The organism is Psychrobacillus sp. Z3-81 (assembly GCF_056620325.1).
In genome coordinates this window covers 1-243 of sequence record NZ_JBWQPU010000101.1, presented here as the reverse complement: position 1 = coordinate 243, position 243 = coordinate 1, and the positions used below count along the sequence as shown (strand labels likewise).

The 243-nt window shown below is 52.3% G+C and carries 1 pseudogene; it reads right to left on the bottom strand.

Annotation, left to right across the window (positions count from 1 at the left end):
* Positions 1-243: pseudogene (locus AC1ECF_RS17790) on the bottom strand (dioxygenase); the annotation flags it as partial.

The window sequence follows — 243 nt, the reverse complement described above, 5'->3', positions numbered from 1 at the left end:
AAATAAACGCTTCGCTGATCGGGACATATCGGCCGTACCCATAGCGTAGAACAAGGGAGCGAGGTGTTCCGTTCCATAAGATGGGACGGCCATGCGGGCATGAGGAGCCTTTTTCTCATATTGAAACAGTTCTCTTGTGTTCCACTGCTCCAAGCGCTCCCCCATCCAGTTATCGAATTCCACTGCCCAGTCTTGGGGTTCATCATCGCTGCCAAGCATGCGCAGATTATGAACCGTTCCACC